We start from the raw sequence: 19,822 nt of genomic DNA, 5'->3' as shown, positions 1-19,822 counted from the left end.
AGTCGGACGATCACCCGAACGGTGACCGCATCTCGATCCTTGGGCGGGCAGGAAGTGGCGTTGTCCCCCACAGAGTTCCGACTCCGCTCATTTCGAGCGTCTGTCGCGAGCCGGGCCGCCGCGAGCTCCGGCCCGACGATGCCGGGGAATTAGCCCGCCGGCGGCATGACTTCAACACCGTAGTTCGATACTCAAACTCCCAATGCCGCCACTCTCACGGGGCGGCTCACGCCGCTGCCAGCAGAATCGAGCACCATCACGTACTTGATCGGTGACTCGGGATCGCGCGAGACGACTTTGTGGCGGCCAAGAGCTTCGGCGAGGCAGGTGGGGCCGATGCCCAAGGTGGGGCCGACCAGCGTCGCCGCGGTTGCCCTGGGCTTCGAGCAGTGTCGGCTCAGCACCTGACCCGATGTCGCCATATGACAATATGATCTGGTCGGAGGAGGCCTGATGTCGGAGTTCATTTCTGCCACCGCAGATATTCGTGGTGAGTACCGTTACACGCTGACCCGCGTATGGGATCCGGCGCTGCCGATGATCACGTTCGTGCTGCTCAACCCGAGCACCGCCGACGCAGCGCAACTCGATCCGACACTGCGGCGGTGCGTCGGTTTCGCGAAGCGCGAAGGGTACGGCGGCATGGTGATTCTCAACCTGTACGCGTTCCGCACCAAGGATCCGAAAGTGATGATGGCCGCGACCGACCCGGTGGGGCCGGATAACGATCGCGTGCTCGCCGACGTTACCGGCACCGTCGTCGCGGGGTGGGGCACGAACGCCGACGCGGCTCGCGTGGCCCGGGCGCTGGCGTTGCTCCCGCGACTTCACGCGTTCGGCGTCACAAAGGATGGGCACCCCCGGCATCCGCTTTACGTGCCTGCCGATGCGCCACTGATCGAGTGGATGCCGTAACTGCGCGAAGCAGGTGTCTCGCCATTTGTGACCTGCGCCTCGTAATCCGGCAAAGACTAAGGCCGTTCTCCGGGCGAGTCGAGAATGGGCCGAGGCCAAGAGTTTGCGAGCATTACGTCGCAACGGGATGTTGACCGTTCGTAAGCCGATCCGTCTGCGGCGACGAGTCCGCACCGGCCGACCATAGCGGCAACGGCCAGCTGGACATCGGAACGGTGCCGCTACGATTGGGTGGCTGATCGGTCCGGCCGCGGGAGGGAATATTCGTGATCTTGGATGCAATCGGTCATGCCGCGGATGTCGTGACGCTCATCGCAGCAATCGTGACTGCATTCGGACTGTTCTCGGCGTTCATGACGAGACCGCGAATCGAGATCACCCCGTCCGTCTCCATAAACGACGCGATGGTAAAGATTCGACTACGCAAGGGAATGACCCCCATCCGATCGTTGCGTATGAGTTGGGCATCCATTGACGAAGCCGAAGTCGCTTGGTCCGGAGACGGAGACGAGCACGAAGGGATCGGACTCACCAGCGCACTGTATCCCGACGCACAATTCTTGCTCCACATCGATGACATGGACCAAGTGGAGGTCGTGGACGAGCCAAGGGAAAATGAGGTGCGGTTGGGAGTTCGCTCAGACCGAGGCTTCGTCATGGACGTCAACTGGCAGAGGCCTTTCATCCCTTGGCTTCGCACTCACTGCTATGTCGTGTGGGCACCCGCCAAACGTGCAACCGGCGCTCCACCGGTAATCCTGCGAACACGAGAGGGCCGGCACCTCTTCCTCAGAATCATGGAAGCCAGTAGACGTCACAGGGCCTCTCCGATCGACGACCTGCGGAGCCCCGGCGGCTAGCGCGCCCCACGGGGACACCAATGAATATTGGCGTGCCGTTAGAGCCGCTTAGGGAGTCACCTGCGCGTGTGTAGGTATCCGATATCGCGTTGCTTTGATGGACCAACAGCCGTTATCCAGACGGTGTCGAGGCATACGTGGCCGTTACGTCAGAGCTCGTTCAATGCAGGAGCGACACGCCGAGTTGGCGACCAGACCGAGGATATGGCCGCCGTTGGCAGTGATGGGTCTCCCATTGACCAGCTTCCGCCACGCACCTGGGGTGGTACAGGTTCCCCATTGGGCGTAGTCCGGGTCGTCGCCCTTGTGCTCGCACCCCTCGAGGTGCCCCATGTGCTGTGGAGAGACCAAGACAGGCGTGTCAAGGACTGCTGGTTACATGCGTGGGGTGCACTCGGAACAGCTTCCAGACAACATCCCGTGGATGCAGAGATCGCTCATGCGTCAATTCTCTCGCGCCATCGTGTTGACGTAGCACTAATTGCGTTCGCCGGAGCTCCTGCGGGTGCTTCCCCGCGGTCGTGGCTACTCGTGGCGTTCAGCGAACCGGAAGTCGCGTTTGTCCCGCCGCAAAGAATTCGCGCTTGGGTGCCCTTGCGAAGTATTGCTGAACTGACTTTCGAAGTCTCGCAACCCATGGATTTCGAGACACTCTTATAGCGAGGGACAGGGGGGACTCATTGACGGAGAGTCGGGCTTGATGGTCGGTCGAGCGAAATGATCAATCGGGTACAAATTTTCAGGTTGAACGCCCCTGCTGGTTGAAGAAGGAGGGAGGGCGCGACTTTGATTTCAAGCAAAGCGACCGTTCGGCTTTGCATCTAAAACCTGATGGATGAACTGGCCCCTCGATTGGCCAGGAGACGTGAACTGCTCCCACACATCCGGCGGGCAGGCTGCGTACCACCACTGGACCGAATTCTTTGGGAACTCGACGTAGATGGTCTCGGCTGCTGCGTCGTACGCCTCGGCCGCGATCCGGCTCGATTCAACGGGGCGCCATTCCAAATTCATTCTGTCTCCTATTCGTAGATACCGCGCCATTTGGCAAGTGCCGGCCGTACATCTCTCGATCCCGTTCCTGATCGCCAGGAGTCGAGAGAAGGATCTTCGGCCAGCGGAAGCGGTTCTGGACGGGTTAGAAGGGCCCGGGTTGGAAGGACAAGAGCCTCTCCGCTGATGATCGCCTCGCCCGTCCTTAGCGAAGGAAGCGTTTCTGCGAGGCCCGCGACGCTGTCGGGAAGAGCGGTCCGGATCTTGCTCTGGTCCGAACTGTTGCTGAGGCGCAGCGCAATGATTGTTCCGCATTGCGCCAGTGCTGTGTCGGGTAGATCTGAGGGGCGCTGAGTGACCAGCATGAGACCCATGCCGTACTTGCGTCCTTCTCGAGCGATCCGGTTGGCCGCATCTCGCGCAATTGGAGCGGCCTGATCGCCGAGGTACCGATGAGCCTCTTCAAGGACGATTAGAACAGGGCTTGGTCGGCCGATGCCGTCGACTCCGCTTGGGGTGCGTATTGCCACATCAAAAAGGAGCTTGAGGATCACGCCTATGGCCAACTCTGCGGCGACGTCGGGAACTCCATTGAAGTCCAGGACTGACACTGGTTTCGTTGCACCTATCCAAGAGTCAATGGCGCTCACCAGAGGGTCCGGTCCTTCTGCTGTGCCCGCAGGTTCGCGCATGAAAGCGAGATGAGGGTCAATCAACCCAAGACGCAACAGTTCCGGCACACTCCCGTGAACTCCAAATAGTGGGTTGAATCGGCCTGACTTTCGTTCCTATCGGGAGCCTTGTCCAGCGGGTGCCGGTTGGGCGGATTCTTTGTCAGCGTAGTATGCATTCTCGACCTCGATCGGGGTTCGCATGTCGAGCTCTCCGTGGAGTCGCTGGTTGTTCCACCACCACACGTATTCGAGGGTGGCGAGTTCGACTTGCTCGACCGTCCGCCAGGGGCCGCGCTGGCGGATCAGCTCCGTCTTGTAGAGATTGTTGACGGCCTCTGCCATCGCATTGTCATAGCTGTCGCCGACAGTTCCGGTGGAGGGGACCGCGCCGAGTTCGACGATCCGGTCGGTGTAGACCATCGCCATATAGTTCGAGCCATGGTCGGAGTGATGCGTCACCCCTGTGAGGTCTCCGCCCGCGTCCCACGCGGCCATATCGAGAGCCTGCATGGGTAGGATCTCGGCCCGCAGTGTCGCGGCGACGTTCCAGCCGACAATGCGACGCGAGTAGACATCGGTGACGAACGCGACGTAAGCGAACCCGGACCATGTCGCGACATAGGTCACATCGCAGACCCAGAGCCGGCGGGGGCCATCGGCGGTGAATCGACGCTTGACGAGATCCGTCGGTCGTTGCAGCGTCGGATCGGACTTCGTCGTGAAGACCCGCTTCGACTTGCGCACCCCGCGAACACCGGCCTCCCGCATGAGGCGCTCGGTCTGATCGCGGCCGATCGCCCAGCCTTGCCGCAGCATCAGCGCGTGCATCTTCCGGCGCCCATAGACGCCGTAGTTGTCCGCATGCAGGCGCGCGACCTCTGGCACGAGCAGTTCATCGCGCAGCTGCCGCGCGGACGGCGCCCTGCCCACCGCGGAGCGATAGCCGCGCGAGGTCAGGAATCCTCTCACTGCCGGTCGCAAGACCTGGCAGATGAGCTCGACCCCGAAACGATCCCGGTGCTCAGTGATGAACCGGATCATCTCGTCGAGGGGCGGTCGAGCTCCTTCGCGAAAAAGATGCTCGCAGCCCTGAGTATCTCGTTCGCCTTCCGCAACTCCGAGACCTCTTTCTGCAGCCGCTTGATCTCCGCAGCCGCCTCAGTCGTGACCCCAGGTTTCACACCAGCGTCGACTTCATAACGCCGCTGCCATAGCCGCAGCGTCTCCGGACTCATTCCCAGCATCCCGGCAACGTGACGGATCGCGCTCATCGTCGTCGGGTGGTCGGGCCGGGACTCCGCGAGCATCCTGAGCGCCCGCTCACGCATCTCCGGGGAATATCTTCTGTTCATCGTGTTCCATCCTTACTAGAAGAACGGAACGAAAGTCAGGCCGATTCAGCTGTCGGTTTGGTTGGCTCCTGATTTGCGGGCTTCCTCGAAGGGCGCTGATAACAGCACTTATGTCGGCCCTCGTCTGTAGATTGACGATTATGACTAAACGAATCGATATCAGCCTTGATGTGAGGTCAGACTCCGGTGGCAAGGATCCGGATAGGCACAGCGCGACGCTGAGGCGCTACCACCAGTTGCTCTGGAGTAAGCCACTCCCGAACGGCGCCGAATTCACCTTGGATACGACCACACCCGGGGTCTATCTTCACCACGAGTCGGCGCTGGGCGAGTTCGAGCTGTCGAGCGACTCGATCGTGCACCCCTTCGACTACTGGTTCCGGACCGAAGAACTCATCAAACAGATCCCTCAGGCTGACTTGGACGACTTCAACGACATCGGCAGCACCATTGGCGGATATCTCGTCTTCCCGAGCAACCCGGTGGATGGTGGCCAAACTATCAACATGGCGCGCGGGCGAAGTCGCAAAATCGACGATCGAATTGACTTAACTCTCGAATGCATCCGACGCCACTACGTCGGTGAGAGCAGTCCTCTCGCTGCCACTCTGGCGCTGTACCAGGGGTTCTTTTCACTCTTCGGCGATTTCGAAGGCTACGTGAATTTCTTCTTGCTGGAGGACCTTATCCGCAGCGACGGCGTCGTGAATTTCTTTTTGCCTTTCGAGGACTTTTCCACTCCGACGCTTCCGGCCACGGTGGAGGAATACCAAAGCTATAGGAAAGAGGTCACGAGTTTCGTCGTGGCGCGGAACCACCGCATCGCCGCTTCATTCAGTTAGCCTTCACGCACTTGGGAATTGTTGGAACACATCGTCGGATACCGCAGGTCTACCAAAACGACCACTAGCTCGCGTAAAAGCCGAAATCCTCACAGCATCGGAGTCAACCAAACTAATAGCAGTCCCGCTTACCTAGGCAATCAAACCGATAGCAGTCCCATCGCTCACTCAATCCGTGTAGAAGATTGACGGGTTCAGCACTGCCCCACCGCGTAAGCGTTCACGGTCTCGGCCGTCCATGCCGACGCGGTCCGCGGCGGCATCCCATCCGCTTTCCACGACAGCCACCAGCCGGTCGATAGTTTCACGCGCCCGCCCCCGTGTCAGGTGGTAGATCTCGGCAGCGTTCTCGCACACCTGGAGGCGAGAGCGACGATCGCCGTCACGGTCGATGGCCATCGCCTGGTTGGCTTCACCAAACGAGCGCGGTTGCGGGCACACGTCGTACGCCGGTGTCAGGGCCAGTGAGCGCCCATCCCAGAACGCGGCATGGTTTCGCGCGTGGTCGTCGGTGTTGCCCGCGATGACGTTGAACACGATCCTGCTGAACAGTTCGTGCAAGGTCTTATCCGGCTCCTCGAAACGGGCTCTGATGATGTCGGCCAGGTCCGGGTAGGTAGCGTATCGACCGTTCATCGGGGTCATGTGCAGCATTGTCAGAGCGGAGACCATCATCCGTCGGGTTCCACCCGGCGGCCTATCGAACCGTTCCACGAGCAGGACATCTCGGTCGCCTACCCGGACCATCTGGGTAGGCGCGACGTTCAGACCTGCGCTCGCGGCGAGGTCCATCGCAATGGCCTCAGCCTGCACGACCGGGTAATTGTCGGTTGTGCTCGAGAACTTCGCGATCAGTTTGCGCTCGCCGTCCTCGATCAGTGCTTTCGGGCGTGCGCCACCGATGGAGGTTCCGCGCAGCATCGCCTCGGTCAGGACGGGTGAGAGTGCTTCCCCGGACTGGATCCGGTCCGCGGCCGTCAAAAGCTCCGCAAGGGACGCCTGGTGCTCGAAAGTTCGTGGCAGGTATTCGGTGGCGGATTCTTGGAAGTCGAGTGCCCCGATCCGGTCGGAACCGGACTCGAGCAGGTACGTGAGCAGTGTCAGGTCATCGGTGTCGCTTTGCGCGGTGAGCCGCCCGAAGTGCTTGGCGAGGATGACGCGGCGGCCCCAATAGTCGGGCCCGGCATCGAGGATGCAGCCATGCGCCTCCCAGCTCGGGTCCGGCCGTTGGACTCCACGTTGCAGCGGCAGTTCGGGCAGGTAGAGCGCAACCGCGTTGTCTCGGCGCAGATAGGAGGCACCGTAGGTGAATGCGTGTGTCGTGCCTTCTTCGCGCAGGCGTCCGGCGACCACCGGTTCGCTCTCCTCCGGAAGCCACACCCAGACGTATGCAGTGTCAGAAGTCATCGTCGTCTTCCCTCTCGCGAGCGTGGACACGGGTCGGGAGCAGCGCAAAGCGAGTGTCGACTACTTGGCGTGCCGTCGGTTCGGCGGCACCGACCAAGGGGATGCCAAGCAGCGACGCGAGTTCGAACACGGTGCCGATCGCAGCGCCAGGTGCGCCTTTTTCGATTCCGATGAGTGTCTTAGAGCTGATGCCGGCGCGCTCTGCGAGACTTTCTTGGGTCCACTGACGCAGGCGACGCTCCGATGAAATCTGACGCCCAAGAACACGCAGAGCATCTATCGTCCACGGCGAGAGAGACTGCGCTTTCCGCACCACAACTACCACCTCCTATGCGTAGTATTCTACAGCTACTCGCGCGATAGCTGTAATTTACTACAGAATTCTTGAGGCAGCGCGACTTCAACAAAGTTGACAGCAGCCCCGTTCATTCCTTATGAACTATCGATAGTTTGATGATTGCGCCACCGCGCGACCGTGCTTCAATCCGTCTCGTCGAAAGTACTGGGCGGGACGCCTGGCTCGAGGCCGTTGTCTCTCAGATACTTCAGCGCGCGCTCGATGGCATCGATCTTCCGCTTCAATTCCTTAAGCGACCCTGCCGATTCGTCCGAGAACTCGTCGAGCCGCTCATGTTCACGTCGGACCTCGATCTCGGTCTCAACCAAGTTTCGCCATACGGCCGGGTCGGGCTCAAGGTGTTGACGTTCCCGTAGAATTTCGGCAGCCAACTGGCGGACGACAACAGCTTCGAGCGTTTCAGCGGTGGTTCCGGGACCGGCAAGGCCGAGCGCGATGCCGCCGCCGCCCGCGGTGACGAGGGTTCCCGCCATCAGCAGGCCGCCGATCATTCCGCCAGGCCCAAAGCTCGCCAGCGCGCTGGTGATCACTGCGGCTCCGACGAGACCGGGAGCAGCCGCGAGGGCCAGGCCGCCGGTCGCCACGACAATCGCGGCCGCACCGGCACCAAGTGCGACCCACTTAACCCAGTTCACTCCGCGGCCGCCGCTCAGCGCCTCCTGCGCATCTTTGGCGGCGGCAAACACATCGGCACCGTACTGGCTTCCCAATCCCATCTCAGCGGTGAGATCCTCCATGGCATCCTGCCGCTTGTTCTTCGGGATCAAGATTTCGAATGGTCGAATGAGGTTCTCTACCGCGAGGATCGTCAACGGGACTACGGCCTCGTCCTTCGCGAAATAGCTGCTCGGGAGCGGCTCGGGCACAGTAGCTTGCGGATCGGAGAGGTCGAACGCGAGGCGCGCAACCGCCGACGGCATCCCTCTGTGATCGCTGGCATTCCGTCTCCTGATGTCGTCAACGGCAGTCGCTTGCACCTGTCGAAGCGCGCCCGCGAAACGATCCTGTTGGTCGCCCTCCAGCTTCAACTTGATCAGGTATGCGTACCGCAATGCCAGAAGGGTGAGACGTTCCGCGGTATCCAACGAGATGTCGACACCGTTGTCGATACGCGCAAGCTCCTTCGATCTGGACCCGAACAGCGCGAAGCCGATGGCCGCGGCAACGGCCTCATCGTTGAGGTATTCCACCGCAGCGTGAGCCTTGAGCACCACCGTCTTCGTGTCAATCCGAAAATCGATCATCCAAGGGAAGACAGAGGACAACCCCCGGTGGGCGGCCACGGGATCGGAGGCATTCCAGAAGTTCACCCACCATGCCAGGTTCGTTGGCGGTTCTTTCAACGTCTCCCGTAGTTTGTCGACGTCGAAGCTTCCGTTCGCCAAGGGGCTCCCAATGGTCACCAGGCCGGCAACCTCGAGGCCAACCGGCAGGCGACGCACAAGGTCAGCGGCGATCACAGAGCCTAGGCTATGGCCGACGATCACGAGCCTCCCTGACTCGGGCAGCTTCGCGAGGATACGGTTCAGAACTTGCGCGCGAATCTGAGGATTCCTGAGGTAGTTGTGCGCTTGCTTGAAGAACGGAAGCCCGACGGCCGCGCCGATGAGCGCGTCACCACCCGGCTGGCCATTGCCGGGATCATGACGTCCGAGTCTGAACTCGATGGCCGCCATACGCCGTTCGAAGTCTCGGCGATTCTTCTTGGCCGCCTCCCGGCCAAGCTGCTTGATCGTCACGCTCGGCAGCAGCTCTTTGTCATCCCAGCCCTTCAGCGCGTGTGCGTACTTGGGCGCTATGACTCGCACTGTGTCCAGATCGGGGTATCCCAGCCGTGTCAGGGCCTCTGCGAAATGTATCTTCCAGTTGTCATCCTGGTCGCCGTCTCCAACACCATGCAAGAACAGCAAGATCGGTTCATTCGACAAGTGAAAACTCCATTTCTCGCAGCCCCTTGGGCATCCAAGGCTGAATGCCCAGAGGCTTCTCGGTAAGGATAGCGATCCAACGCAAAACAATTTGCACGGTAGGAGGCATAGGCACCTTCGCAGTTCGAGCCGACATCTGCTCAGGACCGCCCGCGATCCCATACGCTGATCGCATGAATGATCCGGTGACGCCTGCAGATTTGTCTCGAGAACTGGGCGTCTCACAGAAGCGAATCCGTGATTTTCTTCGGGCGGAATATGGCAAGCTCGGGCCTCACCGGACTCGCTGGCTGCTCACCGAGCCGCAAGTTGTTGCGGTTAATGCCCGGTTTCGGGAGCTGTTCAACAACTAGCTAACAGACTGCAGTGCCCGAGTCACGATCCCACGGCTCTGATGGATTGCACGAGTTCGAGAGCGATGGTCCTGATTGCGGCGGGCACGGGGCTGGAGGAATCTGGGTAGGTGCTCCCGGCGCTGTTGATCCTCAGCGGGTGCAGACCGCCGTCGCGGCTGAGACTTTTGTATGCATCCGGCAGTCTCGGGTCGATGTGCGCGCCTCCATCGAAATTGACTGTCTGGAGGACGAGGTCTTCCAGGTCGGGACTCGGCGGGGACAGGCTCGATCATGGAATACCAGGTCATCGACTCCTGTATGCCGAGTTGGTGCAGGAGTGAAATAGAGGCGCCGGTGTTGTGGACGAGTGTTCTGATTACGGTGGCGATCCGTTTTGCCTCGGATGTGATTCCTGCGTCGAAACGCTCAGCCGATGCGTAGATCCAGTCGATTTGCTCGGCCAACCGCTCGTCGAGATCTTTCCTTATCGTCACTGGGCAACAGTATCGAAGCCATCGCTACGGCTTTTGGAAAATACCGGAGGCAGTCCTTTCAGCCTTGTCTTTGCGATGGCCGAACGAACATCCTCGATGAACTGGGCCCGCGTATTGCCGAGCGGGAACGGAATAGGGGCGTCGTGGAGAAGCGGAAGGCGTGCGGTTCTCAAGGGGCTTTCGAGAAGCGCGAAGCTTGGTCCATGGCAGATGATGATGCCTTCAGGCTGCAGTTCGGTAGCACGCTTGACGCAGTCGTCAACGCTGGCTCTCAGTACCGAGCGTCTGGCCGCGCCGGAGAGTGCGTTCACGGGCTCTGGCGCTAAATCGATGAGATAAACGCCGTCGGTTCGCAGCCGGTCGAGCCATGGTTGTTTTGAATCGCCCTTGGTCAGCTTTCCGCTGTCGTAGAGCGCGGCGACGACGGATCTGAAGAGGTTATCGGCATGCGAAAGAGGTTCTGAGTAGAAGAATCGTCGGTTCGCCGGATCGCCGTGATCGGCCGGTGCTGACTCGCCGATAAGCAGGAGCCGGACCTTCGCGGGCTTCCACTTGGATCGGAGCGTCTGATACCACGGATTCTCAGCCATTTGCCGACTCTATCGTTGCGTGCGCCGACGAATACGCGCGCTCCGGCTCCCTCGTTGCCTCACTGAGCCTTGCCGACGAGTAGCGAGCCGGGCGTCGAGAATCCAGCGAAATCATTGGGCGGCAAGGGGCAGGGTGGAATCTGGGGGGTTCCTGCCTGGAACGGCACGTGGAGCCTTGGAAAAAACCCAAGTGTTTCCGGGCCAAAGTGGATTTCCCGAACCACTCACACTGGTTGAGACAGTGAACAGGCCGGATCGAAAGATCCGGCCTGTTGCATTTCACGGATGCGCCGGCTGGCCTGCGTCGAGGCATGCGATCGGCCGGCAGAAACCGTTTCAGTCGCGCACGAGTAAGGCGAATCGTTCACGGGTCCGCTCGTCGGAGGGCGTCAGCACCACGAGCCGCGCTCCGATACGCGGGGCGAGCCAGGTCGTCGAGATGTCGAACCGCATCAGGCCGACCTCGGGGTTGAGGATCTGTTTGAACTCCGGTACCGCCTCTGAAACGTCGTGGGACTGCCACATGCGGGCAAAGTCCGGCGAGGCCGCCACGAGCCTGTTCACGAGCGACTGCCACGAGGGGTCGCTGGCGTGCGACGGCCACTGCGCGCGGAGGCGGCTTACCGAGCGGCGGGCGAGGGATTCCCACTCCACGATGGCGCGGCGCCAATCAGGATCGGTGAAGGTGAGCCACAGACTGTTGCGCTCCATCGGCGGCAGTGCATCGAGGTCGCCGATGAGCCTTGCGTAGCCGCGGTTGTAGGCGAGAACATCGAATTTCGCATTTTGCACGGATGCCGGCCACGGGTCGACCGCGTCGAGCACGCGCAGCGTCGCGGCGCTAACCGCATGCTCCTGCACGGCGGTCGGCGGGGCAGACCCGGCGAGCGTAAAGAGGTACGCGCGTTCGTGGCGGTCGAGGCGCAGCGTGCGGGCCACCGCCTCCAGAACCTGCTCAGACGCGCGGATGTGGCGGCCCTGCTCGAGCCACGTGTACCAGGTGACGCCAACGCCCGCGAGACCAGCGACCTCCTCGCGGCGCAGCCCCGGTGTTCGCCGCCGCCCGCCGGACGGCAGGCCGACGTCGTCTGGCGTGATCCGCGCGCGCCTGGTGCGCAGGAACTCGGCGAGTTCGGAGCGGCGCTGCCTGGCTGCGGGGCTCGCGGATGCCGATGACTGTCCGCTCGGTTCCTGCCCGTTCAGCGCCTGAGAGGTGGCATCAGTACTAGCATAAACACGCTCTTGGTACCCGGTTGCCATGTGTTCGACTATAGCTCCATGACCACAGTTACGGACAGCCCAATGCGCGTCCAGCCCCTTTCACGGCTCGGCGTGCTCGTGATGCTTGCCGGGCCGTTCCTGGCCGGGTTGGACTTCTTCATCACGAACGTCGCCCTGCCGACGATCCAACGCTCGCTCGGGGCATCCGGAGGCTCACTCGAACTCATCGTCGCCGGGTACGGCATCGCGTATGCGGTGTTCCTGGTGCTCGGGGGTCGGCTCGGCGACGAGTACGGGCGACGGCGACTGTTCGTGATCGGACTCGCCTCGTTCATCGCGGCATCGCTACTGGCCGGACTCGCTCCCACACTGCCTGTGCTGATCGCCGCGCGGGTGCTGCAGGGCACGGCTGCGGCGCTGATGACCCCGCAGACACTCGCGACATTCCAGAGCACGCTGACCGGTGCGGCGCGCGGCCGTGCCATCGCGAGCTACGCTGCGGCGGGAGGGCTTGCGTCGGCCTTCGGACAGTTGCTTGGTGGGGTGCTCGTGTCGGGGCTCGGGTGGCGGTCGATCTTTCTGGTGAACGTGCCCGTTGGGCTGCTTGCACTCGTGCTGGTGCGATTCAGCGTGCCTGCCTCGCGATCGTCGAAGCGGGTCGGCGTGGATGTGCGTGGCACTGTATTGCTCGGGCTGGCGCTTGCGCTGCTGCTCGTGCCGCTCACGCAGGGGCCGGCGCTTGGATGGCCGTGGTGGACGTTCGCGTCGCTCGTCCTGTTCGGGTGCTCCGCTGTGCTGTTCGCTGTCTGGTCGCGGGCCGCCGCCGGCCGCGGCGTCACTCCCCTGCTGCCGCTTTCACTCGTGCTTGGGGCACCATCGATGCGTCGAGGTCTGCCGGTGCTCGCGGTGTTCTTCGGCGTGTTCGGTGCATTCATGTTCGTCTTCGCCCTGGTTGCACAGAACGGGCTCGGGCTGTCTTCTCTTGCGGCCGGGCTCGCGATCACGCCCGTGTGCGTGGCATACTTCATCACCTCGTTTCAGGTACCACGGCTTGTGGAGCGGTTCGGCAAGCGTGTACTCATCACGGGACTGGTGCTCGAGGGAGCTGGCCTGGCCGGTGCCGTGGCTGTCGTCGTCGCCTGGTGGGGTGCGCTGGGCGGGCCCGCCCCATCCATCGCGTGGGGACCTGTCGTGCTCGTGATGCTCGCGCTGGTCGTCATCGGGGTCGGCCAGGCGCTCGGCGTCGGATCGCTCTTTCGGCTGGTGCTGTCGCAGGTGCCGGCGTCGTCAGCCGGCGTTGGAGGAGGAGTTCTCGTCACGGTGCAACAGACCGCCCTGGCGCTCGGCGTAGCAGCGCTGGGGTCGGTGTTCACGGCGCTGGCCGCCGGATCATCCGGGGGAACGGTGCTTGGGGTCGCTGTTGTCGGCGGCGTGATGGTGGTGCTGACGTTCGGACTCGCCGTGCTGGGGCGGGCGTTGCCGAACGGCTGAGCGACTTAGCTGGCTGCGGTGAGGGACTTCTCGAAGTCTTTGTGCTTCGCCAGCCATTTCGCGGTGATGGCCGGGTAGTCCTTCTCGTCGGCCCCGCCGCCCACATTGAACAGCTCGTTCTCGAGGTCGGCGAGCAGCTCAGGATTGAATGAGAATTTCTTCAGCCATTTCGTCAGCGTTGGGTAATCCGTGTCGAATCCCTTGCGCACGACGGTGTCGATCTCGTTCGCCTTGCCCATGCTCCCGTGCGGATCCTTGAGGTCCTTGATCGGGTACGCGGAGTACGCCCAGTGCGGTCGCCACAGTGTCACCGCGATGTTCTTGTGCTCCTTCATCGCCTTCTTGAGCTGGGCAAGCATCGCGGGAGAAGAGGATGTGACAATCTCCATGTTCTTCAGCCCATAGTCGGGCACGACGTGATTTTCCACGCGTCCCATCTCCCCTGTGCCCGCCTCGATGCCGATGATCTTGTTATCGAACAGATCGGCGTTCGCCGCGAGTTCCTCGAGGGAATCGATGGGGGCATCCTTGTTGACGGCAATCGTCAGCGGGGCGTCCTTATACCAGGGGCCGAGGTTGATGAGATCTTTGCCGTACTTGTCCCAAAACTCCTTCTGCCCATACGGCAGCCATGCGTCGAAGTTCAGATCCAGATCGCCATCGGCCATGCCCGCGTAGGTGGGGCCGACGGCTGCGGTCTTGAACGTGACGTCGTAGCCCTTCTTCTCGAGCACGATCTTCCACACGTTGGCCGCGGCCACATTCTCGGCCCACCCCTGGATGACGACCATGTTGAGGTCTTTCTTGTCGCCATTGGCGGGGCCGTCAGAGCCGGATGACGCCGTGGCAGAACAGCCCGAGAGAGCTATCAGCGATGCAGCGATAACGGCAGCTACCTTGAGAGGTCGCTTGGTCATGGTGTTCCTTTCAGTTGGCCCAGTGCTGTGCGTGGGCGCCCGATGGTGCCGTTGGCGCGGAGTCGCGTCAACGGTGCAATCTGTGAGTTCGAGAAGGCACGGTGAACGTCGCAGGATGCCGACGCGTGACGGCGCGGCTGACGGGTCGAGAGCTCACGAGTGTGTTCGCCTGCGCGCTCGGACTATGCCGGCTCCCAGCCCTGTGAATTAGACATTGGTGATGACAGCCCGTGCAATGCTTCGGGCATTCCCTTCCTCCCACGCAAAGGACGCCGCCGCATGATCCTGCATTCCCTGCTGCATCTCAGTGGAGGCCTGCTGGATCCTTCGGCACTACTCAACGGTGCAGGGCCATACGTGCTTGTGGTCATTGCGGCATTCGTTTTCATCGAGTCCGGTCTGCTCTTCCCGTTCCTTCCCGGCGACAGTCTGTTGTTCACTGCTGCCCTGCTCAGCGTTCCTCTGGCATTGCCGATTCCTTTGCTGGTGCTCGTCGCGGCCGTGGCCGCGGTTGCCGGGGATCAGGTGGGCTATCTGCTCGGGCACCGATACGGTCGACGCATCTTCAAGCCGGATGCTCGCGTATTCAAAACGCGCTACCTCGAACGGTCCGACGACTTTTTCACGAAGTACGGTTCCAAGGCGCTGGTGTTGGCCCGTTTCGTGCCCATCGTGCGCACCTTCGTGCCTGCGGTCGTCGGCATGTCGCACCTGCCATATCGTCGCTTCGTCCTGTGGAACGTTGTCGGAGGAGTGAGCTGGGTGCTCGTGTGCACGTTCGCCGGGATGTGGCTCGGCAAGATCCCGTTCGTCGCGAACAACGTCGATCTCATCGCGGTGGCGATCGTGGTGGTTTCGGTGCTGCCGATCGCGATAAGCCTGCTGCGCAACCGACGCAGCTCGCGCACGCCATAAGCGTGCATAGCGACCACGCCCGCCACGACCAGTACGAGACCCTTGCCGACTCTTACGCAGACCCGCCGCTCGCCACGGTGGCGAGACGGTCGATCGAGGCCATCAGCCGTTCTGCGGTCGTCGCGCGTGCCCGAACGAAACGCTTCTGATCATCAAGTTTCGTCCAGTCGTAGCTGTGCGTCACCACCGTGCGAGTATCGCCCTCGGCTCGCAGCTCCCACCGCCACAGGTGGCCGATGGGCTGGCCGCCGGGCTCGGCAGGCATCCACGCGATCCGTCGCCCCTCCTCGAACTCGACGACGTGATTCTCGCGCACGGCGCCGCGGTCACCGGTGAGCACCATGCTGAAAACGTTGCCGACCTGCTGCACGCGCTGGCCCGCATCCGCCCGCGCCAGGTTGTCATTGCCGTCCCAGCGCGGCTGTTGCGAGGGGTCGGCGATGAGCTCGAAGATCACGTCGATCGGCGCGTCGATCGTGCGGGTGGCACTGACCACGCGCTGCTCTTCGGATGCTGTCGCCGTCTGCTCCAGTCGCTCGACGTAGTTCGCCCACCAGCTCGCATCGCCGCCGGGCAGATTGCCGTCGTCGGCGCGCTTTCCGACGCGGCCGTCGATCAGCTCCCGCAGAATGTCCACATGCCCGGCATGGCGGGCGGTCTCGTCGATCATGTGCACCAGAATCTGCTGCAGGGTGACCTCACGTCGTTCGGTCGGCCACCAGGCAACGACGCCGGCAGCCTCGAGGTCGAGGGCATCGATGGTGGCGTCGGAATGCAGCCAGACCCGGCGATAGAAGTCGCTCACCCAGGCGATGTTCTGCTCGGTCGTCGCCCACATGTCCGCGTTATCTTCCGCCTCGTCGTCGAGCCAGGGCAGCGGCTCGGCGAACGGCCGGCCGAACACCTCACCGAAATAGCCCGCCTCCACGCTCGCGACGTGCTTGATCACCCCGAGTATGTTGGTGCCTGTGGCTGTCATCGGCCACCGAGCGTCACGCTCGCCCAGTCCGTCGAGCTTCCACAGCAGCGCGTCACGCTCGCGCTGCAGGTACTGTTTCAGGATCGTCTTCGCATCCGCCATTGGCACAGCCTAACGGTGGTGGCCGACGGAGCCGCCGCAGGTCACTCGGCGCAAAGGCAGAACGGATGACCTGCCGGGTCGAGAAACACCCGGAATGTCGTGCCGGGCTGTACCTCGGATTTTCTCGCCCCCAACTCCAGCACCGCAGCCTCGGCCGCGTCGAGATCGCGCACCATAAGGTCCAGGTGCATCTGCTGCGGCAGACTCTGCCCGGGCCACTCGGGTGCGCGGTAATTCTCGACCTGTTGGAACGAGATGCAGTTGTTTCCGTCGTCTGGCCGGATGTCCGCCCAGCCCTCGTTGACGGAGACCGTCCACCCGAGCACTGCACTGTAGAAGGTGGCGAGGGCGCTCGCGTCGGGGCAGTCGAGTACGACACTGGGGAACGCTGCAACAGCCATGTTGGGCAAGCTACCACCGCGCACCGCCGCCTGCCAGTGCGTGCCGGGGCGTCGCAGCATGACCCCACTACCGCCAAGGTCTCGGCAGATGAATGGACGGCGCCGCCAGTGCGGTCAGTGCGTTTCATCGACGATGCCGACGAAACGGCTGCCGATGCCGTCGACCTCGCGGCGGCTCAAGCCCGGCGCCGGATCCGGGAGTTCGTCGTAGCCGTGATGGTCGCAGCTGAGATAGCTGAAGGCCGGCCACCATTTCTTCGGGCGCGCGGCCTCGGTGAAGCCGCAGACATCGCACGTGAGCTGCACCCACACGGGCTTCTTGCCCGTACGGTTCGCGCGGGACTGCAGGAGCCATCCGGGCGGATTGCTCTCGATTCGAGCAAACTCGGCCTCGCTCATGCGGGACGGGAGGTCGTGGCGCGTCGCCATCTCAAGCGGAATGTCCAGCCGCAGCGCGGCTTCTCGTCTGGTAACCATCTCGCCTCAACGATAGGCCCTGCCTGCACGACCGGCCCATCCGCGAGTTACACTCCGGCGGCGGTCACGATGAAGTCGGTGGCGAAGCCAGCGAAGAGCCCGATGAGCAGGCCTCCGTAGAGCGAGAAGGGGCGCGCGAATTTGATGGCAACGCCCAGAAGCTGTACGACCACATACAGTATCGATCCGGCGGCGAGGGCGAGGAACAGGATCGAGACGACCTCGTTGACGAATATCGTTCCGAGCAGGGTGCCGATGAGGGTGGGTCCGCCGCCGATGATGCCCAGAATGGCGAGCTGAGCCCAGCTGGGGCGCTCGCCGTCGCCCGCGAGAGGCGCGGTGATGCCAAAGCCCTCTGTGGCATTGTGCAAACCGAATCCGATCACGAGAACGAGGGCAAGGCTGATCTGTCCCGCCGCCGCTGACTGCCCTATGGCCAGGCCCTCAGAGAAGTTGTGCAGGCCGATGCCCACGGCGATCAGGAACGCCAGCCTGCTCGTCGGCCTCCCCAGGCGCAGAACGCCCTCCCGACGGCTCTCGCGTGGTGAGATCCCCCGCGCAGCGATCGAGTGGGCAAGCCACCGGTCATAGAACACCAGACCGACCAGTCCGATCGCGACAGCGACGAAGAACACCGTGAGCAGCCCAATGAAGGGCCACCAGGACCGGGTGCGGTCGAGCGCGGCGGCGGTCAATGCTGCCTCGACGGGTTCGACCGCGTGGGTGAGAACATCCCACAGAAGAAATATCAGAACACCGACCGTGATTGCGTTGAGGATCGAACGCAGTGTGAACGAGGGCCTTTTAAGACGACCGATCGGTAATCCCAGAAAGATGGTGATTCCGGCGATCACGCCGAGCACGGCTATCTGCACTGCGTTCATTCGCGGTCGGCGGCTTTCTGTTGATCTTGGTAAGGCGAACCTACCTTAAGCGATCAAGCGCACCTGCCGCTAACGGTACCGTCGCCGACGTCACCCGGGCGCCGTGGAGGCGCGGCAGGTACCCTCCAAGAAGGGTAGAAATGAGGCACCAGATGACGCAAGACCTTCCCATCATTCCGCTGGTCACAGCCGTGATTCGATCGGACGGAACGGGTGAACTGACGGTGAACGGCGAGACCGACACGATCCGTGCCGATGACAGCGCCCAGGTGAGCGAAGAAATCCTGAGCCGCGTGACGGCCATGGCCGACGCGGCGGGCCGCCCCGTGCGATTGACCACGGATGACGATCAGGGCAGCTGGCCGCTGGTCGTGCATCCGGGCGGCAATGTCGAGTCCGGCGGTGAGCCGCTCCTCAAATCCGTTTCGGAGCCGGCTGGTGTGGCATTGCTGGAATCGGAGACGCAGCCCCAGGCTCCGGCCCAGCCCGACCCGGTTCCCTTTGCCGATCTCCTCTCCACTTCCACGACGCGAATCGAACTGCCACTCGACCTCCAGCCGCATTCGGCGGCTGCCAGTCCCTCGGCTGCAGGCAGTGCTCCGCTCGGCCTGAACGAGCTCGGCCTTGACGATCTCGCGAATGCACCGGCATCCGATACTGCGGCGTCCGATACTGCGGCATCCGATCCGGCAGTATCCGATCCTGCGACAGCGGCCCCGGCCACAGATGCCGTGCCTGCTGGCACGGACGAACTGCCGACGCGAAGGAACGCCCGAGCGTCTTTTCTCAACGAGGAGACACGCCCGAAACCAGCGAGCACGGGATGGCGTGGGCTGATCTCCAGGACGGGAATCCGAATTCCCCCATCGGCCAGCGAATCGGCGGAGCGGGCCGACATCCATGCGGTCAGCCAGCATTGGCCGGGCCCACGCACGATTGCCGTGGTCAACGGTAAGGGCGGCGCCAACAAGACACCGACAACGGCCATGCTTTCCGCGGTGTTCGCCCGCAACGGTGGGTCAGGCGTGCTCGCCTGGGACAACAACGAGACCCGGGGCACCCTCGGCTGGCGCACCGAGCAGGGACCGCACACGGCGACCGTGCAGTCGTTGCTTCCGGGTGCCGAAGCGCTGCTGTCGCCGGGAGCACGGGTCGCGGATCTTTCCCAGTTCGTGCACCATCAGACCGGCGACAAATACGACGTGCTGCGTTCCAACCCCACGATGCTCGCCACCGAACAACGCATCACGACGGAGGACTTCGATCGCCTGCATGCCGTCGTCAGCAAGTACTTTCGCCTGGTATTCATCGACAGCGGTAATGACGAATCGGCCGAGCGCTGGCTGCGGATGATCGACCACACCGACCAGCTCGTCATCGCCACGACCGCGTTGGGCGAGCACGCGGAGGCCGGGGCGCTCCTGCTGGAGGCGCTGGCCCAGCGGGACGAGCACTCGGCGAAGCTCGCGGCCGGCGCGGTGGTGATCGTCTCCCAGTCGGAGAAGTCGAGCAGCCTGTCGGCGGCACGAGGCGTTGCCGACGGTTTTGGAGCGCTGGCCCGCGTTGCGGTTTCCGTACCGTTTGACCGCAGCATGCACGGCGGAAAGCTGCGCTATGACGACCTCGCTGCCCCCACTCGACGAGCCTGGCTCCGGGCGGCGGCCGCCGTGGCCGAAGGACTCTAGCG

21 protein-coding genes are annotated in these 19,822 nt (G+C 62.7%); 6 read left to right on the top strand and 15 right to left on the bottom strand.

Translation table 11 applies throughout. From position 1 onward, the window contains the following. Nucleotides 1-191: 191 nt before the first annotated feature. Nucleotides 192-422 (bottom strand): hypothetical protein, encoded by a 231-nt coding sequence (locus ASC63_RS13550; protein WP_055814359.1) that lies wholly within the window; start codon nucleotides 420-422, stop codon nucleotides 192-194. Between the two features lie 31 nt (nucleotides 423-453). Here ASC63_RS13550 and ASC63_RS13545 point away from each other — a divergent pair, with 31 nt between their 5' ends. Further along, nucleotides 454-915, top strand: a complete 462-nt coding sequence (locus ASC63_RS13545) for a DUF1643 domain-containing protein (RefSeq protein ID WP_055814356.1) — start codon at nucleotides 454-456, stop codon at nucleotides 913-915. Nucleotides 916-1,201: 286 nt separating this feature from the next. Here the strand turns inward: ASC63_RS13545 and ASC63_RS16350 are convergent, their stop codons facing one another. The 4 genes from ASC63_RS16350 to ASC63_RS13530 all read right to left on the bottom strand — a co-directional run bounded on the left by ASC63_RS16350 (nucleotide 1,202) and on the right by ASC63_RS13530 (nucleotide 4,794). After that, on the bottom strand, nucleotides 1,202-1,387 hold the full coding sequence (locus tag ASC63_RS16350; RefSeq protein ID WP_157487679.1) for a hypothetical protein: 186 nt from the start codon (nucleotides 1,385-1,387) through the stop codon (nucleotides 1,202-1,204). Nucleotides 1,388-2,567: 1,180 nt separating this feature from the next. Continuing rightward, a complete protein-coding gene (locus tag ASC63_RS13535; RefSeq protein ID WP_055814350.1) occupies nucleotides 2,568-2,789 on the bottom strand; it encodes a KTSC domain-containing protein in 222 nt (73 codons plus the stop codon). A gap of 8 nt (nucleotides 2,790-2,797) precedes the next feature. Beyond that, nucleotides 2,798-3,418, bottom strand: coding sequence for an ATP-binding protein (locus ASC63_RS16345; RefSeq protein WP_200936873.1), 621 nt, complete (start codon nucleotides 3,416-3,418; stop codon nucleotides 2,798-2,800). Between the two features lie 138 nt (nucleotides 3,419-3,556). Beyond that, nucleotides 3,557-4,794, bottom strand: a protein-coding gene (locus ASC63_RS13530) for an IS3 family transposase (protein WP_157487678.1) whose coding sequence is annotated in 2 segments (ribosomal slippage) — nucleotides 3,557-4,509 and nucleotides 4,509-4,794 — 1,239 coding nt in all. Because the reading frame shifts where the segments join, the coding sequence is not laid out codon by codon here. A 140-nt stretch (nucleotides 4,795-4,934) separates the two neighbouring features. Here ASC63_RS13530 and ASC63_RS13520 point away from each other — a divergent pair. Continuing rightward, complete coding sequence (locus ASC63_RS13520) at nucleotides 4,935-5,636, top strand: DUF6994 family protein (protein ID WP_055815568.1); 702 nt, start codon at nucleotides 4,935-4,937, stop codon at nucleotides 5,634-5,636. 168 nt (nucleotides 5,637-5,804) lie between these two features. On the opposite strand, the gene ASC63_RS13515 is transcribed toward ASC63_RS13520, so the two are convergent. The 3 genes from ASC63_RS13515 to ASC63_RS13505 all read right to left on the bottom strand — a co-directional run bounded on the left by ASC63_RS13515 (nucleotide 5,805) and on the right by ASC63_RS13505 (nucleotide 9,329). Next, nucleotides 5,805-6,989: a type II toxin-antitoxin system HipA family toxin gene (locus tag ASC63_RS13515; protein WP_235492251.1), complete on the bottom strand. Its 1,185-nt coding sequence runs from the start codon at nucleotides 6,987-6,989 to the stop codon at nucleotides 5,805-5,807. Between the two features lie 43 nt (nucleotides 6,990-7,032). Further along, nucleotides 7,033-7,368, bottom strand: coding sequence for a helix-turn-helix transcriptional regulator (locus tag ASC63_RS13510; protein ID WP_082487615.1), 336 nt, complete (start codon nucleotides 7,366-7,368; stop codon nucleotides 7,033-7,035). Nucleotides 7,369-7,523: 155 nt separating this feature from the next. Continuing rightward, the gene (locus tag ASC63_RS13505; RefSeq protein ID WP_055814335.1) at nucleotides 7,524-9,329 is read right to left on the bottom strand and encodes an alpha/beta fold hydrolase; all 1,806 of its coding nucleotides are present in this window, start codon (nucleotides 9,327-9,329) and stop codon (nucleotides 7,524-7,526) included. A 173-nt stretch (nucleotides 9,330-9,502) separates the two neighbouring features. Here ASC63_RS13505 and ASC63_RS16340 point away from each other — a divergent pair, with 173 nt between their 5' ends. Continuing rightward, complete coding sequence (locus ASC63_RS16340) at nucleotides 9,503-9,682, top strand: hypothetical protein (RefSeq protein ID WP_157487677.1); 180 nt, start codon at nucleotides 9,503-9,505, stop codon at nucleotides 9,680-9,682. Between the two features lie 472 nt (nucleotides 9,683-10,154). Here ASC63_RS16340 and ASC63_RS13500 read toward each other — a convergent pair whose 3' ends face one another. Continuing rightward, entirely contained in the window at nucleotides 10,155-10,748 is a 594-nt protein-coding gene (locus ASC63_RS13500) for a hypothetical protein (protein ID WP_055814332.1), read from the bottom strand. 336 nt (nucleotides 10,749-11,084) lie between these two features. Next, entirely contained in the window at nucleotides 11,085-12,008 is a 924-nt protein-coding gene (locus tag ASC63_RS13495; protein ID WP_082487613.1) for a helix-turn-helix transcriptional regulator, read from the bottom strand. A gap of 18 nt (nucleotides 12,009-12,026) precedes the next feature. On the opposite strand from ASC63_RS13495, the gene ASC63_RS13490 reads away from it, so the two are divergent. Further along, entirely contained in the window at nucleotides 12,027-13,460 is a 1,434-nt protein-coding gene (locus ASC63_RS13490) for an MFS transporter (protein WP_082487611.1), read from the top strand. Between the two features lie 5 nt (nucleotides 13,461-13,465). Here ASC63_RS13490 and ASC63_RS13485 read toward each other — a convergent pair whose 3' ends face one another. Beyond that, nucleotides 13,466-14,377 carry a glycine betaine ABC transporter substrate-binding protein gene (locus ASC63_RS13485; RefSeq protein ID WP_055814324.1) on the bottom strand — a complete coding sequence of 304 codons (912 nt, stop codon included), beginning with the start codon at nucleotides 14,375-14,377 and terminating at the stop codon, nucleotides 13,466-13,468. 279 nt (nucleotides 14,378-14,656) lie between these two features. Here ASC63_RS13485 and ASC63_RS13480 point away from each other — a divergent pair, with 279 nt between their 5' ends. Next, nucleotides 14,657-15,292, top strand: a complete 636-nt coding sequence (locus ASC63_RS13480; protein ID WP_055814320.1) for a VTT domain-containing protein — start codon at nucleotides 14,657-14,659, stop codon at nucleotides 15,290-15,292. A 52-nt stretch (nucleotides 15,293-15,344) separates the two neighbouring features. Here the strand turns inward: ASC63_RS13480 and ASC63_RS16825 are convergent, their stop codons facing one another. From ASC63_RS16825 to ASC63_RS13460, 4 genes are all read right to left on the bottom strand, one after another. After that, nucleotides 15,345-16,373, bottom strand: coding sequence for a mycothiol transferase (locus ASC63_RS16825; RefSeq protein WP_162242900.1), 1,029 nt, complete (start codon nucleotides 16,371-16,373; stop codon nucleotides 15,345-15,347). A 41-nt stretch (nucleotides 16,374-16,414) separates the two neighbouring features. Then, nucleotides 16,415-16,774: a VOC family protein gene (locus ASC63_RS13470; RefSeq protein WP_055815563.1), complete on the bottom strand. Its 360-nt coding sequence runs from the start codon at nucleotides 16,772-16,774 to the stop codon at nucleotides 16,415-16,417. A 114-nt stretch (nucleotides 16,775-16,888) separates the two neighbouring features. Continuing rightward, the gene (locus tag ASC63_RS13465) at nucleotides 16,889-17,251 is read right to left on the bottom strand and encodes a hypothetical protein (protein ID WP_055814316.1); all 363 of its coding nucleotides are present in this window, start codon (nucleotides 17,249-17,251) and stop codon (nucleotides 16,889-16,891) included. A gap of 47 nt (nucleotides 17,252-17,298) precedes the next feature. After that, on the bottom strand, nucleotides 17,299-18,135 hold the full coding sequence (locus tag ASC63_RS13460) for a ZIP family metal transporter (protein ID WP_055814313.1): 837 nt from the start codon (nucleotides 18,133-18,135) through the stop codon (nucleotides 17,299-17,301). A gap of 152 nt (nucleotides 18,136-18,287) precedes the next feature. Here ASC63_RS13460 and ASC63_RS13455 point away from each other — a divergent pair, with 152 nt between their 5' ends. After that, nucleotides 18,288-19,820 (top strand): MinD/ParA family ATP-binding protein, encoded by a 1,533-nt coding sequence (locus ASC63_RS13455; RefSeq protein WP_055814310.1) that lies wholly within the window; start codon nucleotides 18,288-18,290, stop codon nucleotides 19,818-19,820. Nucleotides 19,821-19,822: the final 2 nt, after the last annotated feature.

Origin of the sequence: Leifsonia sp. Root112D2, from assembly GCF_001424905.1 — a bacterium.
GTDB lineage: Bacteria > Actinomycetota > Actinomycetes > Actinomycetales > Microbacteriaceae > Root112D2.
This window is presented reverse-complemented; position numbering and strand designations above follow the sequence as displayed.